The sequence below is a fragment of the Burkholderia sp. FL-7-2-10-S1-D7 genome (assembly GCF_001524185.1).
In the GTDB taxonomy this organism is placed as follows: domain Bacteria; phylum Pseudomonadota; class Gammaproteobacteria; order Burkholderiales; family Burkholderiaceae; genus Burkholderia; species Burkholderia diffusa.
This window is the reverse complement of sequence record NZ_LOWY01000016.1, coordinates 165794-180550: the sequence shown is the minus strand read 5'-3', so window position 1 is coordinate 180550 and position 14757 is coordinate 165794. Positions and strand designations below refer to the sequence as shown.

Genomic DNA, 14757 nt, shown 5'->3' with positions numbered 1-14757 from the left:
CGCCCGGTGCGAACCGGGCGTGCGGCCGATCACCGGCGATCAGTGCACGACGCGGTCGAACACGAACGTGCCGTCGCTGACGTCGACCGGGATCACGTCCTTCGGACCAAAGCGGCCCGCGAGGATCAGCTTCGCGACCGGGTTCTCGATCTCCTGCTGGATCGCGCGCTTCAGCGGCCGCGCGCCGAACAGCGGATCGTAGCCGACCTTCGCGATCTGTTCGAGCGCGGCGGGCGACACGTCGAGCGCCATGTCGAGCTTCGCGAGCCGGTCGTGCAGGCGCGCGAGCTGGATCTTCGCGATCGATTCGATGTTGCTGCGATCGAGCGCGTGGAACACGACGACGTCGTCGATCCGGTTCAGGAACTCGGGGCGGAAGTGCTGCTTCACTTCGAGCCACACGGCGTCCTTGATCTCTTCCTGCGGCGAGCCCGTCATGGCCTGGATGACCTGCGAGCCGAGGTTCGACGTCATCACGATGACCGTGTTCTTGAAGTCGACCGTGCGCCCCTGCCCATCGGTCATGCGACCGTCGTCGAGCACCTGCAGCAGCACGTTGAACACGTCCGGGTGCGCCTTCTCGATCTCGTCGAGCAGGATCACGCTGTACGGCTTGCGGCGCACGGCTTCCGTCAGGTAGCCGCCTTCCTCGTAGCCGACGTAGCCCGGCGGCGCGCCAATCAGCCGCGCGACGCTGTGCTTCTCCATGAACTCGCTCATGTCGATGCGGATCAGGTGCTCTTCCGAATCGAACAGGAACGACGCCAGCGCCTTGCACAGCTCGGTCTTGCCGACCCCCGTCGGGCCGAGGAACAGGAACGAGCCGTACGGGCGGTTCGGATCGGCGAGACCCGCGCGCGAACGACGGATCGCATCCGCCACCGCGCTGATCGCCTCGTCCTGGCCAACCACGCGCTCGTGCAGTTTTTCCTCGATGTGCAGCAGCTTCTCGCGTTCGCCCTGCATCATCCGCGACACGGGAATCCCGGTTGCACGCGACACGACTTCCGCGATTTCTTCCGCGCCGACCTGCGTGCGCAGCAGACGCGGACGCGTCGGGTTGTGTTGCTCCTGCTCTTCGGCCTGAGTGACCTGCTTCAGTTGCGACTCGAGTTGCGGCAGCTTGCCGTACTGCAGCTCGGCGACCTTCTCGAGCTTGCCTTCACGCTGCAGGCGCACGATGTCGGCCCGCACCTTCTCGATCTCTTCCTTGAGCTGCGCGCTGCCCTGCACTGCGGCCTTCTCGGCAGTCCAGATCTCTTCCAGGTCCGCATATTCGCGGCCGAGGCGTTCGATCTCTTCCTCGATCAGCTGCAGGCGCTTCTGCGACGCCTCGTCCTGCTCCTTCTTCACGGCCTCGCGCTCGATCTTCAGCTGGATCAGGCGACGATCGAGCTTGTCCATCTCTTCGGGCTTCGAATCGATTTCCATCTTGATCTTCGACGCGGCCTCGTCGATCAGGTCGATCGCCTTGTCCGGCAGGAAACGATCGGTGATGTAGCGATGCGACAGCTCGGCCGCGGCGACGATCGCCGGGTCGGTGATGTCGACGCCGTGGTGCAGTTCGTATTTCTCCTGCAGCCCGCGCAGGATCGCGATCGTCGCCTCGACGCTCGGCTCGTCGACGAGCACCTTCTGGAAGCGGCGCTCGAGCGCGGCGTCCTTCTCGATGTACTTGCGGTATTCGTCGAGCGTGGTCGCGCCGATGCAGTGCAGCTCGCCGCGCGACAGCGCCGGCTTCAGCATGTTGCCCGCATCCATCGCGCCTTCGGCCTTGCCCGCGCCGACCATCGTGTGGATCTCGTCGATGAAGACGATCGTCTGGCCTTCGTCCTTCGCGATGTCGTTGAGCACCGCCTTCAGACGCTCCTCGAATTCGCCGCGATACTTCGCACCGGCGAGCAGCGCGGCCATGTCGAGCGACAGCACGCGCTTGCCCTTCAGCGTCTCGGGCACTTCGCCGTTGACGATGCGCTGCGCGAGCCCTTCGACGATCGCGGTCTTGCCGACGCCCGGCTCACCGATCAGCACCGGGTTGTTCTTCGTGCGGCGCTGCAGGATCTGGATCGAGCGGCGGATTTCATCGTCGCGGCCGATCACCGGATCGAGCTTGCCCGCGCGGGCGCGCTCGGTCAGGTCGACCGTGTATTTCTTCAGCGCCTCGCGCTGGCTTTCGGCGTCCTGGCTGTGCACCTGCGAGCCGCCGCGCACCGCGGCGATCGCGGCTTCCAGCGCCTTGCGCGTGAGGCCGTGCTGGCGCGCGAGCTTGCCGGCTTCGCCCTTGTCGTCGGACACGGCGAGCAGGAACATCTCGCTCGCGATGAACGTGTCGTTGAGCTTCTGCGCTTCCTTGTCGGCCTGGTTCAGCAGCCCGGCCAACTCACGGCCGATCTGGATGTCGCCGCCCGTGCCCGTTACTTGCGGCAAGCGCGAAATGGCTTCGTTCAGCGCGCCTTGCAGCGCCTGCACGTGCACGCCCGCGCGCGACATCAGCGAGCGGGCGGAGCCGTCCTGCTGAGCGACCAGCGCCGCCAGCACGTGAACGGGTTCGATGTATTGATTGTCGCGGCCTGCCGCGAGGCTTTGCGCGTCCGCGAGTGCTTCCTGGAACTTGGTGGTGAGCTTGTCGATTCTCATTTGGTGAGACCTCCAATTTTTCGATTAACACCAAGATGAGGATGGTTATACGGGTTTCAAGCGAAATTCAGGTTGATTCAGCGCAAAAATCGCCGGGCGGCGATGCGGCGGCCTGCGGGCCGGCCGCCACCCGGATGGTGGCGGTGGGACCGGCGTGTCAGCCGGCCTTCGACGGCGATTCGGCGGACGCCGATGCGTCATCCCCGGACGGCTCGGCACGCACCAGCGCGATCGGACGAATGCCCAGCAGCGCGATGAGCGGCGACGCGGGCACGGTCAGTTCGCCGAGCGTGTGACGGTCGAGTTCGGCGAAGAATGCGTCGCGCGCGGCCGCCAGCACGCCCTTCAGGCGGCAGTGCGGCTCGATCACGCAGCCGCGCGACTCGTCGCCGTCGGCCGCAAAGCAGCCGACCAGCGCGAAATCGTTCTCGGTCGCACGCACCACCTGGCCGACCGTCAGCTTCAGCGATTCGGGGAACAGCCGCAGCCCGCCGTTGCGGCCGCGCACGGTATCGACCCAGCCGAGCTCGCCGAGCTGCTGCACGACCTTCATCAGATGGTTCTTCGAGATGCCGTAAGCGTCCGAGATCTCCTGGATCGTCGCGAGCCCCTCGCCGCGCACGGCAAGGTACAGCATGACGCGCAGCGAATAGTCAGTGTAGTCGGTGAGTCTCATGAGCGAATACGGAAAATGATCGATCACGCCCCGATCAAGCGGGACGGATCAATCGGAATGCGCGCCGGGACGGTTCTCGAGGCTGCTTGACGGCGCCGGGTTGCCGGAACGGCCTGCGCGCAATAAGATTCACAAAATCTACGCATTTTTCAGGCATCGGTGGACGCTATTTTGCGTCAAAATTCTGTCGGCGTCCTGCGCGTTGCCCACGCAGCCGTTCCGCCGGCACGACACCGACGGCCTGATTTTCCCCGGCCCTTTTTGCCATGACCGCCCTGCCCGCCTCGCCCGATACCGCCCCGGCCCGCCCTCGCGACGCCGAGCCCACAGAAGACAATATCCGCGGCCTCGTATACGCGTTCTACGATCGCGTGCGCGCCGATCCGCTGCTCGGCCCCGTGTTTGACGCGAAGCTGGACGGTCGCTGGGACGAGCATCTGCCGAAGATGGTGAGCTTCTGGTCGAGCCTCGTGCTCGGCACCAAGGGCTATCGCGGCAACGTGCAGCAGGCGCACCAGCCACTCGACGGGATCGAGCCCGCGCATTTCAGCCGCTGGCTGTCGCTGTTCCTGAAGACCGTCGAGGGGCGCTACACGCCGCCCGCGGCCGTCCACTTCATGGAGCCCGCGCTGCGCATCGCGCAGAGCCTGCAGTTGAGCCGGTTCGGCTGGGATTATCAGATTCCGCCCGAGCAGCAGGCGCTGCTCGACGCGATCGCGCCACGCCGCCGCGACACGGGCGACGATCCGCATGCGCTGCCGTCACGCGCCCGCGGCGAGCCGTTTCCGACGAAGATCATCGGGCGCGGCTCGGATCCGGACGCCTGACACGTCGATTCGCAGCGCCGAAGCGCGCGAGTGCCTGCGGCACATCGCCGCACGACACGAACGCCGCGCTCAACGCGGCGTGTTGCCCGATTCGACGCCCCAGCGCGCGAGCGCCGCATCGTCGGTGCTGCGAGCATCGACCCAGCGCTCGCCGTCCGGCGTCGTTTCCTTCTTCCAGAACGGCGCCTCGGTCTTCAGGTAGTCCATCACGAACTCGCACGACGCGAACGCATCGCCGCGATGCGATGCGACCGTCGCGACCATCACGATCTGGTCGAGCGGCAGCAGCCGGCCGACGCGATGCACGATCGCGACGTCGATCCCGGGCCAGCGCCGGCCAGCCTCGGCGGCGATCTTCTCGAGCGCCTTCTCGGTCATCCCCGGATAATGCTCGAGCTCCATCGCGGCGACCGAATCGCCTTCGTTCAGGTCACGCACGGTGCCAACGAAGCACGCGACCGCGCCGATCTTCGGGTTGCGCGCGCGTAGCGCCGCCACTTCGGCGTTCAGGTCGAAATCGTCGGCCTGCACTCGTACCGTAGCCATCGCCCGCCTCTCAACCGCCCGTCACGGGCGGAAAAAACGCGACCTCGCATCCGTCGGTGAGCCGCGTACCGGGGTCGGTCATTTCGTGATTGCATGCCATGCGCAACGCGCGCCCTTCGGCGAGCGTCTCGGCCCACGCGCCGCCGCGCAGGCGCAGCCATGCGCGCACGTCGCCGACGGTCGTCACGCCGTCCGGCACGTCGGCCTGTTCGTCGGACACGCCCAGCGCCTCGCGCACGCTTGCAAAGAATTTCAGTTGAATCTTCATGGGTCAGGAAGCCGTCGCGTTACGACAGCAGTTCGGAAAACGGAATGAAACGCACGGTCTCGCCTGCGCTGATCGCGTGCTGCGGCGGATTGTCGATCAGGCCGTCGCCCCAGACCGTCGACGTCAGCACCGCCGAGCTCTGGTTCGGGAACAGGTCGAGCCCGCCGGCCGCGTTGACGCGCGCGCGCAGGAATTCGTTGCGCCGGTCGCCCTTGCTTTGCGAGAAATCCGCGCGAAGCGACAGCGCGCGCGGCGCAACGTCGCGCACGCCGGACAGGCGCAGCAGGAATGGCCGCACGAACAGCAGGAACGTGACGAAGCTCGACACGGGATTGCCCGGCAGCCCGATGAAGTGCGCGTCGGGATGCGCGTCGCCGCGGCGCACCGCGCCGAACGCGAGCGGCTTGCCCGGCTTCATCGCGATCTGCCACAGCGCGAGCCGCCCTTCGGCTTCGACGGCCGGCTTCACGTGATCCTCGTCGCCGACCGATACGCCGCCGCTCGTCAGGATCACGTCGTGATCGCGCGCGGCCTCACGCAGCGTGTCGCGCGTCGCGGCGAGCGAGTCGGGCACGATCCCGTAGTCGGTCACGTGGCAGCCGAGCCGCTCGAGCAGGCCGCGTAGCGTGAAGCGGTTCGAATTGTAGATCGCGCCGGGCTTCAGCGGCTCGCCCGGCATCGTCAGTTCGTCGCCGGTGAAGAACACCGCGACGCGAATCCGCCGCGCGACCGACAGCTGCGCGCAGCCGACCGACGCGGCCAGCCCGAGCGCCTGTGGCGTAAGCCGCGTACCGGCCGGCAGGATCACCGAACCCTGGCGGATGTCCGCGCCCTGCGCGGTGATCCATTCACCGGCCTTCGGCGTGTGGAGAATTTCGACCGCATCGCCGTCGGCCGACGCCTGCTCCTGCATCACGACGGCATCGGCGCCGGGCGGCACCGTCGCGCCGGTGAAGATCCGCGCGGCCGTGCCCGCCGCGAGCGGCGCGGCCGGATGGCCGGCCGGAATCCGCTGCGACACCGGCAAGCGCCGCTCGCCGTGCAGCAGGTCGGCGACGCGCACAGCGTAGCCGTCCATCGCGCTCGTATGCATCGGCGGCACGTCGAGCGGCGAGCTCACGTCGGCCGCCAGCACGCGGCCGAGCCCGTCGAGCGTGGCGACGGTTTCAGCGCCGGGCAGCGGCTTCGCGGCTTCGAGCAGCGCGGCGAGCGCTTCGGCGGTCGACAGCATCGGCGCGCGCGGCGCCGCGGGATTCGGGTTCGACATCGAAGGAATCGGGGATCGTTGGAATCAATACGTCATTGTAGCGACGCCATCGCGCCCACGTGCGATATGCCGGACATGCGACAACCGTGATCGGCGCGAACACGCGACGCTGGCACTTGATTCGCGCGCCATCTGACAACGCCCCCTGCGCGCGACCGCCACCAAGCAAAACGGCCGGAACCCCGATCCGTGTGACGAATCGGCATTCCGGCCGTCCTGCGCCGCCGGGCTTGCGACCCCGCGGCCCGAGGCTACCCCTGTGCTGCGTTACACGCCCGTATGCGCGCCAATGAAGTCCTTCACCTGCTGCGCGTCGGCCTTCACGACCTCGAAACGCTGCGGCAGCGCCTCGAGCCCGTCGAATGCCGCCGGCCGCTCGGCCTCGCGATCGAGCGCTTCGCGGATCGTCTCGCCGAACTTGATCGGCTGGGCAGTCTCGAGCACGACCATCGGCACGCCCGCGTCGAGGTGCTCGCGCGCGACCTTCACGCCGTCGGCCGTGTGCGTATCGATCATCGTGTCGTAGCGCGAGAACACGTCGCGGATCGTCGCGATGCGGTCCGCGTGGCTGCTGCGACCCGACACGAAGCCGAACTCGGCCACGCGCGCGAAATCGCCGCTTGCCGCGAGATCGAAACCGCCCTTCTCCTCCACGTCGCGGAACAACTGCATCACGCGTGCCGGATCGCGGCCGAGCAGATCGAACACAAAGCGTTCGAAGTTCGACGCCTTCGAGATATCCATGCTCGGGCTGCTCGTGTGATACGTGTTTTCCGCGCTGCGCACGCGATATGCGCCGGTGCGGAAGAACTCGTCGAGCACGTCGTTCTCGTTGGTCGCGACCACGAGCTTCGCGATCGGCAGGCCCATCATCCGCGCGATGTGGCCCGCGCAGACGTTGCCGAAGTTGCCCGACGGCACCGTGAACGACACGCGCTCGTCGCTGGACGTCGTCGCCGCGAAATAGCCCTTGAAGTAGTACACGACCTGCGCGACGACGCGCGCCCAGTTGATCGAGTTGACCGTGCCGATCTTGTGCCGCGCCTTGAACGCGTGATCGTTCGACACGGCCTTCACGATGTCCTGGCAGTCGTCGAACACGCCTTCGACCGCGAGGTTGAAGATGTTCGGATCCTGCAGGCTGAACATCTGGGCGGTCTGGAACGCACTCATCTTCTTGTGCGGCGACAGCATGAACACGCGCACGCCGGCCTTGCCGCGCATCGCGTATTCGGCCGCGCTGCCCGTGTCGCCCGACGTCGCGCCGAGGATGTTCAGCGCTTCGCCGTGCTTCGCGAGCGTGTACTCGAACAGGTTGCCGAGCAGCTGCATCGCCATGTCCTTGAACGCGAGCGTCGGGCCGTTCGACAGTTCGAGCAGCGAAATCGGCGCGCCGCTCTCGGTGCCGAGCGTCTTCAGCGGCGTGATGTCGGACGCGTTCTCGCCGTGGCGCGTGTTGCTGTACACGGCGGCCGTATACGTGCGGCGCGTGATCGCGCGCAGGTCGTCGGCCGGCACGTCGTCGCAGAACTTCGACAGGATCTCGAACGCGAGATCCGCGTACGGCAGCGTGCGCCAGCGCGCCAGTTCGTCGGCCGACACCTTCGGATACTCGGCCGGCAGGTACAGCCCGCCGTCCTTCGCGAGACCGCCGAGCAGGATGTCGGAAAACGTGTGGCGCTCGCCGATGCCGGCGCCGCGCGTGGAAATGTAGTTCATGTCGTTCCTGGTCCTCAGTTCAGCGCTTCCATGCGCAGCTTCGTCACCTTCGAGACCACCGTCGCGAGGCCTTCGATCTGCGCGATCGCCGCGTTTACGTGCTTCTCCTGCGTCTCGTGCGTGATCAGGATGATGTCCGTTTCGCCCTTCGCGTCGTCGACCTGCTCCGATTCCTTCTGCAGCAGCGCGTCGATCGAGATGCCCGATTCGGCGAGGATGCGCGTGATGTTGGCGAGTACGCCGGTCTGGTCGGCCACCCGCAGGCGCAGGTAGTAGCCGCTCGTGACTTCCTCGATCGGCAGGATCGGCGTGTTCGACAGGCTGTCCGGCTGGAACGCGAGGTGCGGCACGCGATGCTCGGGGTCGGCCGTGTGCAGGCGCGTGACGTCGACGAGATCCGCGACGACCGCCGACGCGGTCGGTTCAGCGCCCGCGCCCTTGCCGTAGTACAGCGTCGTGCCGACCGCGTCGCCGTGCACGACGACCGCGTTCATCGCACCCTCGACGTTCGCGAGCAGGCGCTTCTCGGGAATCAGCGTCGGATGCACGCGCAGCTCGATGCCGTTTTCGGCGCGGCGCGTGATGCCGAGCAGCTTGATCCGGTAGCCGAGCTCTTCCGCGTAGCGGATGTCGGTCGCGTCGAGCTTGCTGATCCCTTCGACGTACGCGCGGTCGAACTGGACCGGCACGCCGAACGCGATCGCGCTCATGATGGTCGCCTTGTGCGCGGCGTCGACGCCTTCGATGTCGAAGGTCGGATCGGCTTCCGCGTAGCCGAGTTCCTGTGCGGCCTTCAGCGCGGTCGCGAAGTCGAGGCCGCGGTCGCGCATTTCCGACAGGATGTAGTTCGTCGTGCCGTTGATGATGCCCGCGATGTACTGGATGCGGTTCGCGGTCAGGCCTTCGCGCAGCGCCTTGATGATCGGAATGCCGCCGGCGACGGCGGCCTCGAACGCGACCATCACGCCCTTTTCGCGCGCGGCCTCGAAGATCTCGGTGCCGTGCACCGCGAGCAGCGCCTTGTTCGCCGTCACGACGTGCTTGCCGTTCGCGATCGCGCGCAGCACGAGCTCGCGCGCGATGCCCGTGCCGCCGATCATCTCGGCGATGATCGAAATCGACGGATCGTCGACGACCGCGTTGAAATCGTCGGTGATCTGCGCGGCGCCGGCGTGACCGCCGAGCGCGGCCTGCGCCTTGGCCGGGTTGCGCACCGCGATGCGCGCGACCTCGATGCCGCGCCCTGCGCGTCGCTTGATTTCTTCCTGGTTGCGGTGCAGCACCGTGAAGGTGCCGCTACCGACGGTGCCGAAGCCCAACAGGCCAACTTTGATCGGTTCCATGCTGCGTGTGATCGATGAGTAAGAGTGAATGAATGCCGGGGAACGATGTCCGCTCAGACCGAATGGCGCTTGCGGTAGCCGTCGAGGAAGCGCGCGATCCGGTTGATCGAATCGGCCAGGTCGTCGAGGTTCGGCAGGAAGACCACGCGGAAGTGATCCGGCGCCGCCCAGTTGAAGCCCGTCCCCTGCACGAGCAGCACGCGTTCCTCGAGCAACAGGTCGAGGATGAACTGCTGGTCGTTCTGGATCGGATAGAGCTTCGGATCGAGGCGCGGGAACATGTACAGCGCGGCCTGCGGCTTCACGCAGGTCACGCCCGGAATCGACGTGAGCATGTCGTACGCCAGCTCGCGCTGCTTGTACAGGCGCCCGCTCGGTACGATCAGCTCGTTGATGCTCTGGTAGCCGCCGAGCGCGGTCTGGATCGCGAACTGCCCGGGCACGTTCGCGCACAGGCGCATCGACGACAGGATCCCGAGCCCTTCCAGGTAATCCTTCGCGCGCCGGCGGTTGTCGCCGCCGAGGCCCGACACGGCCATCCAGCCCGCGCGGTAGCCGCACGAGCGATAGCTCTTCGACAGGCTGTTGAACGTGACGGTGATGACGTCTTCCGACAGCGAGCCCAGCGCCGTGTGCTCGAGCCCGTCGTAGACGATCTTGTCGTAGACCTCGTCGGCAAACACGATCAGCCCGTGCTGGCGCGCAATCTCGAGCAGATCGAGCAGCAATTCGTCGGAATAAAGCGCGCCGGTCGGGTTGTTCGGGTTGATCACGACGATCGCCTTGGTGTTCGGCGTGATCTTGCGGCGGATGTCGTCGAGGTCGGGCATCCACGCGTTCTGCTCGTCGCACACGTAATGCACGGGCGTGCCGCCCGACAGGCTCACGGCGGCCGTCCACAGCGGGTAGTCGGGCGCCGGCAGCAGCACTTCGTCGCCGTCGTTCAGGAGCGCCTGGGTCGCCATCACGATCAGCTCGGACGCGCCGTTGCCGATGTAGATGTCGTCGAGGCCGACGCCGACGACGCCCTTTTGCTGCGTGTAGTGCATCACGGCCTTGCGGGCCGAGAACACGCCCTTCGAATCCGAATAGCCGGACGACGCCGGCAGGTTGCGGATCATGTCCTGGATGATTTCGTCCGGCGCGTCGAAACCGAACGGCGCGAGGTTGCCAATGTTCAGCTTGATGATGCGGTGGCCTTCTTCCTCGAGGCGCTTCGCGTGCTCGAGCACCGGGCCACGGATGTCGTAGCAGACGTTGAGCAGCTTGTTCGACTTCTGAATCGGTTTCACGACGACACGGTTCCTGGGTTGGCCTTGCGGCCGGGGGGACGGGATCAAAACTGGAGAGCGGCCGGTCTGTGCGCGCTGTCTAGACTGGGGAAATGCGGGCGGTCGGACGCGGCTTGTGGCAACGCACGATGCAACTGGCGCCCGGAGGCGACCAAAAAGTTATAATTTAGCGGATTTTGGCTGACTTTCGCAATGCACCATGGCCGCTCCGGGCCCGCGCCGTCTGGCGTCCCGCGCGCGGCGGTCGCGAAACCGGCCGCCCGGGCCCGTGCGGCCCTTGCCAGACAATCCCTCCACGGAACCGCGGAATACCGATTTGAAACTGCACCAGGACACGAGCGGCGCGCTCAACACCGTCACCGGCTACGGCCCCGATTATGTCGACGTCAACCTACAGCGCCACGAAGGAAGCGTCATCGTGCTGCCCGGCGCACCGGTGCGGGACTGGCCCGTGTCGTCGTTCGACGCGCTCACGCCCGAGCATTTCGCGATGCTGCTCGACCCGGCACCCGAGCTCGTGATCTTCGGCAGCGGCGCGCGGCTGCGCTTCCCGCACCCGCGGCTCGTGGCGATGCTCACGGCCAAGCGTATCGGCGTCGAGACGATGGATTTCCAGGCGGCCTGCCGTACCTACAACATCCTGATGGCCGAGGGCCGCAAGGTCGCCGCCGCGCTCTTAATTGAACGTTAATCACTGTTGCGGTAAAACTCGGGCCGGCACACCGGGTCGATCCCCGGATCGTCGTCCGGGTCGATGACCGGCAAGCCGACCGCCCCCGGCGCAACCCGCCGGCGGCTCTTACAACAACCAACAGGCTGAAAATCCATGAACGATACGCCGTCGAGGCTACCGCTCAATCGCATCACGCTCGTCCTCCTGCTCGTCGCACTCGCGATCGTCTGGTTCGCGCCGCTCGGGCTGCGCCACCTGATCCCGAGCGACGAAGGCCGCTACGCGGAAATGGCGCGGGAAATGTTCGTCACCGGCGACTGGATCACCCCGCGCTACAACGGTTACAAGTACTTCGAGAAGCCGCCGCTGCAGACCTGGCTGAACGCGCTGACGTTCGCGTGGTTCGGCATTGGCGAATGGCAGGCGCGCCTCTACACGGGCCTCGCCAGCTTCGCCGGCGTGCTGCTGGTCGGCTTCACGGGCGCGCGCCTGTTCAACCCGCTGTCCGGCTTCCTCGCGGCCGTCGTGCTCGCGTGCTCGCCGTACTGGAACCTGATGGGCCACTTCAACGCGCTGGACATGGGGCTCGCGTTCTGGATGACGCTGTCGCTCTGCTCGCTGCTGCTCGCGCAGCGGCCCGGGCTGCAGGCGGGCGCGGTGCGCGGCTGGATGTGGGCGTGCTGGGCCGCGATGGCGTTCGCCGTGCTGTCCAAGGGCCTCGTCGGCCTGATCCTGCCCGGCGCCGTGCTGGTGCTCTATACGTTGATCGCCCGCGACTGGGCGCTGTGGAAGCGGCTGTACCTGGTCAGCGGCCTCGTGATCTTCTTCGCGATCGTCACGCCGTGGTTCGTGCTCGTCCAGCAGCGCAACCCCGAGTTCTTCAACTTCTTCTTCATCGTCCAGCAGTTCCGCCGGTACCTGACCCCGGAACAGAACCGCCCCGGCCCGCTCTACTATTTCGTGCCGGTGCTGCTGGTCGGCTTCCTGCCGTGGCTGTCGGTCGCATGGCAGAGCATCCGCCACGCACTGCGCATGCCGCGCCAGCCGAACGGTTTCTCTCCGATGCTCGTGCTGCTGATCTGGAGCGCGTTCATCTTCCTGTTCTTCAGCGCATCGCATTCGAAGCTGATCTCTTACGTGCTGCCGGTCGCGCCGGCGCTCGCGCTGATGATCGGCGCGTACCTGCCGCTGATGAGCGCCGACCGGTTCCGCCGTCACTTGCTCGGCTACCTCGTGTTCTTCGTCGTCGCGGCGTTCGGGATCATATTCCTCGCGTATCAGGGCGACGCCCGCACGCCGAACGCGCTGTACCGCGCGTTCCAGCTATGGCTGTACGCGGGCCTCGCGGTCGCGGGTGCGCTGACGCTCGCGGCTGCATGGCTGAACCGTCGCGTGGGCGTCGCGGCCGCGATCACCGCGTTCGGCGCCGCGTGGCTCGCGTTCGGCACGATCGGCGGCACCGGTCACGATGAATTCGGCCGCTACAGCTCCGGCGCGCTGCTCGCGCCCGCCGTGCGCGCCGAACTGGCGAAGCTGCCGCCCGACACACCGTTCTATTCGATCGAGATGCTCGATCACACGTTCCCGTTCTATGTGGGCCACACGACGATCATGGTCCAACGCCAGGACGAACTCGCATTCGGGATCTCGGTCGAGCCGAACAAGTGGATCCCGACCGTCGACCAATGGATCGAACGCTGGAAGCAGGAAACCCATGCGCTCGCGATCATGCCGCCCGGCCAGTACGACACGCTGGTCAAGCAAGGTGTGGCGATGCGCGTGATCGCGCGCGACAACCGCCGCGTGATCGTCGAGAAACCGCAATCGTAAGGACGCCCGCAGCATGAATCCCGTTTCGTTCGTCTGCATCATCACCGGCGTGATGCTCAACGCCTGTGCGCAACTCCTGCTGAAAGCCGGCGTCAACGCCGTTGGACACTTCGAATTCAGCCGTGCGAACATCCTCCCGGTCGGCCTGAAGATCGCGACCCAGTTGCCGATCATCGGCGGCCTCGGCTGCTACGTGCTCAGCGTCGTCGTCTGGATTCTCGGGCTGTCGCGAGTCGACGTGTCGATCGCGTACCCGATGTTGTCGCTCGGCTACGTGGTCAACGCATTTGCCGCCTGGTACCTGTTCGGCGAGGTGCTGTCGGTCCAGCGGCTCGTCGGCATCGGCATCATCCTGATCGGCGTGCTCGTGCTCGCGCGCAGTTGAGCGCGCCCGGCCCGGCGGCATTAAGCGTCCGCCTACAAAAAATCACGGTACGAAACCGGCAACCGGTGTTTAATGCCGGTTTCGGGCCGGATCGCCCGACCCCTTTATTACCAGCCATTACAGGCCACAAGCGTTCATGAGCCAGACTACCGCTCCGTTCCTGCCGTTCACCCGCCCCGAGATCGACGAGGAAACCATCCAGGGCGTCGTCGAAGTGCTGCGCTCGGGCTGGATCACCACCGGCCCGCAAAACCAGAAATTCGAGGCAGCGCTGTCCGAGTACTGCGGCGGCCGTCCGGTCCGCGCGTTCAATTCGGGCACCTGCACGCTCGAGATCGGCCTGCGCATCGCGGGCGTCGGCCCCGGCGACGAGGTGATCACGACGCCGGCGTCGTGGGTGTCGACCAGCAACGTGATCCTCGAGACGGGCGCGACGCCCGTATTCGCCGACATCGACCCCGTCACGCGCAACATCGACCTCGACAAGCTCGAGCAGGCGATCACGCCGCGCACGAAGGCGATCATCCCGGTCTACCTGGCCGGCCTGCCGGTCGACATGGACCGCCTGTACGCAATCGCGCGCGCGCACAACCTGCGCGTGATCGAGGATGCCGCGCAGGCACTCGGCTCGACCTGGAAAGGCAAGCGCATCGGCGCGATCGGCGACATCGTGTCGTTCAGCTTCCACGCGAACAAGAACCTGACGACGATCGAAGGCGGTGCGCTCGTGCTGAACAACGAGGACGAGGCGACGCTCGCGCAGAAGTACCGGCTGCAAGGCATCACGCGCACCGGCTTCGACGGGATGGACTGCGACGTGCTCGGCGGCAAGTACAACCTGACCGACGTCGCCGCGCGCGTCGGCCTCGGCCAGCTGCCGCACCTCGAGCGCTTCACCGCGCAGCGCCGCGCTCTCGTGCGCGCGTATTTCGCCGCGCTCGACGGCGGCCCGGCCGTGAAGCTCGGGCTCGGCCTGCCCGTCGCCGATTTCGAGAACAGCAACTGGCACATGTTCCAGGTCACGCTGCCGCTCGACCGGCTGTCGATCTCGCGCGCCGATTTCATGGCGCAGATGAAGGAACGCGGGATCGGCACGGGCGTCCACTACCCGGCCATCCATCTTTTCACGCTGTATCGTGCACGCGGCTTCAAGGAGGGCATGTTCCCCCACGCCGAACGATACGGCGCATCGACCGTCACGCTGCCGCTCTTCACGCAGATGACGGAAGACGACGTGCGTCGCGTGGCCGACGCCGTCAACCAGATTTGCGAACAATACGGAAAATAAGCGTAC

The 14757-nt window shown here is 66.4% G+C and carries 13 protein-coding genes; 5 read left to right on the top strand and 8 right to left on the bottom strand.

Annotated features, from left to right (window positions below; translation table 11 throughout):
• Window positions 1-39: 39 nt before the first annotated feature.
• A complete protein-coding gene (gene clpB / locus WS75_RS08600; protein ID WP_059680096.1) occupies window positions 40-2637 on the bottom strand; it encodes an ATP-dependent chaperone ClpB in 2598 nt (865 codons plus the stop codon).
• A gap of 157 nt (window positions 2638-2794) precedes the next feature.
• Complete coding sequence (locus WS75_RS08595; protein WP_059680141.1) at window positions 2795-3313, bottom strand: Rrf2 family transcriptional regulator; 519 nt, start codon at window positions 3311-3313, stop codon at window positions 2795-2797.
• 266 nt (window positions 3314-3579) lie between these two features.
• Here WS75_RS08595 and WS75_RS08590 point away from each other — a divergent pair, with 266 nt between their 5' ends.
• Entirely contained in the window at window positions 3580-4140 is a 561-nt protein-coding gene (locus tag WS75_RS08590; RefSeq protein ID WP_059680095.1) for a group III truncated hemoglobin, read from the top strand.
• Window positions 4141-4209: 69 nt separating this feature from the next.
• Here WS75_RS08590 and WS75_RS08585 read toward each other — a convergent pair whose 3' ends face one another.
• From WS75_RS08585 to WS75_RS08560, 6 genes are all read right to left on the bottom strand, one after another.
• Window positions 4210-4686: a molybdenum cofactor biosynthesis protein MoaE gene (locus WS75_RS08585; protein ID WP_034188668.1), complete on the bottom strand. Its 477-nt coding sequence runs from the start codon at window positions 4684-4686 to the stop codon at window positions 4210-4212.
• A 10-nt stretch (window positions 4687-4696) separates the two neighbouring features.
• Complete coding sequence (gene moaD / locus WS75_RS08580; RefSeq protein WP_014896872.1) at window positions 4697-4954, bottom strand: molybdopterin converting factor subunit 1; 258 nt, start codon at window positions 4952-4954, stop codon at window positions 4697-4699.
• A 19-nt stretch (window positions 4955-4973) separates the two neighbouring features.
• Window positions 4974-6221, bottom strand: a complete 1248-nt coding sequence (locus WS75_RS08575; RefSeq protein WP_059680094.1) for a molybdopterin molybdotransferase MoeA — start codon at window positions 6219-6221, stop codon at window positions 4974-4976.
• A gap of 267 nt (window positions 6222-6488) precedes the next feature.
• A complete protein-coding gene (thrC, locus tag WS75_RS08570; protein WP_059680093.1) occupies window positions 6489-7940 on the bottom strand; it encodes a threonine synthase in 1452 nt (483 codons plus the stop codon).
• A gap of 14 nt (window positions 7941-7954) precedes the next feature.
• Window positions 7955-9283 (bottom strand): homoserine dehydrogenase, encoded by a 1329-nt coding sequence (locus WS75_RS08565; protein WP_059680092.1) that lies wholly within the window; start codon window positions 9281-9283, stop codon window positions 7955-7957.
• Window positions 9284-9336: 53 nt separating this feature from the next.
• Window positions 9337-10575, bottom strand: coding sequence for a pyridoxal phosphate-dependent aminotransferase (locus tag WS75_RS08560; protein WP_059680091.1), 1239 nt, complete (start codon window positions 10573-10575; stop codon window positions 9337-9339).
• A gap of 316 nt (window positions 10576-10891) precedes the next feature.
• Between WS75_RS08560 and WS75_RS08555 the strand changes: the two genes are divergently transcribed.
• The 4 genes from WS75_RS08555 to WS75_RS08540 all read left to right on the top strand — a co-directional run bounded on the left by WS75_RS08555 (window position 10892) and on the right by WS75_RS08540 (window position 14751).
• The gene (locus tag WS75_RS08555) at window positions 10892-11266 is read left to right on the top strand and encodes an Mth938-like domain-containing protein (RefSeq protein ID WP_059680090.1); all 375 of its coding nucleotides are present in this window, start codon (window positions 10892-10894) and stop codon (window positions 11264-11266) included.
• A gap of 135 nt (window positions 11267-11401) precedes the next feature.
• Window positions 11402-13078 (top strand): glycosyltransferase family 39 protein, encoded by a 1677-nt coding sequence (locus tag WS75_RS08550; RefSeq protein WP_059680089.1) that lies wholly within the window; start codon window positions 11402-11404, stop codon window positions 13076-13078.
• A gap of 13 nt (window positions 13079-13091) precedes the next feature.
• The gene (locus WS75_RS08545) at window positions 13092-13463 is read left to right on the top strand and encodes an SMR family transporter (RefSeq protein WP_034188675.1); all 372 of its coding nucleotides are present in this window, start codon (window positions 13092-13094) and stop codon (window positions 13461-13463) included.
• Between the two features lie 136 nt (window positions 13464-13599).
• Window positions 13600-14751: a DegT/DnrJ/EryC1/StrS family aminotransferase gene (locus WS75_RS08540; RefSeq protein ID WP_059680088.1), complete on the top strand. Its 1152-nt coding sequence runs from the start codon at window positions 13600-13602 to the stop codon at window positions 14749-14751.
• The last annotated feature ends 6 nt before the right edge of the window (window positions 14752-14757 follow it).

Excerpts from the sequence above, each read along its gene's own strand:
- WS75_RS08590 (WP_059680095.1), top strand. The coding sequence starts at position 3,580 with ATGACCGCCCTGCCCGCCTCGCCCGATACCGCCCCGGCCCGCCCTCGC.
- moaD (WP_014896872.1), bottom strand. The coding sequence starts at position 4,954 with ATGAAGATTCAACTGAAATTCTTTGCAAGCGTGCGCGAGGCGCTGGGC.
- WS75_RS08545 (WP_034188675.1), top strand. The coding sequence starts at position 13,092 with ATGAATCCCGTTTCGTTCGTCTGCATCATCACCGGCGTGATGCTCAAC.
- WS75_RS08585 (WP_034188668.1), bottom strand. The coding sequence starts at position 4,686 with ATGGCTACGGTACGAGTGCAGGCCGACGATTTCGACCTGAACGCCGAA.
- thrC (WP_059680093.1), bottom strand. The coding sequence starts at position 7,940 with ATGAACTACATTTCCACGCGCGGCGCCGGCATCGGCGAGCGCCACACG.
- WS75_RS08550 (WP_059680089.1), top strand. The coding sequence starts at position 11,402 with ATGAACGATACGCCGTCGAGGCTACCGCTCAATCGCATCACGCTCGTC.
- WS75_RS08575 (WP_059680094.1), bottom strand. The coding sequence starts at position 6,221 with ATGTCGAACCCGAATCCCGCGGCGCCGCGCGCGCCGATGCTGTCGACC.
- clpB (WP_059680096.1), bottom strand. The coding sequence starts at position 2,637 with ATGAGAATCGACAAGCTCACCACCAAGTTCCAGGAAGCACTCGCGGAC.
- WS75_RS08540 (WP_059680088.1), top strand. The coding sequence starts at position 13,600 with ATGAGCCAGACTACCGCTCCGTTCCTGCCGTTCACCCGCCCCGAGATC.
- WS75_RS08565 (WP_059680092.1), bottom strand. The coding sequence starts at position 9,283 with ATGGAACCGATCAAAGTTGGCCTGTTGGGCTTCGGCACCGTCGGTAGC.
- WS75_RS08595 (WP_059680141.1), bottom strand. The coding sequence starts at position 3,313 with ATGAGACTCACCGACTACACTGACTATTCGCTGCGCGTCATGCTGTAC.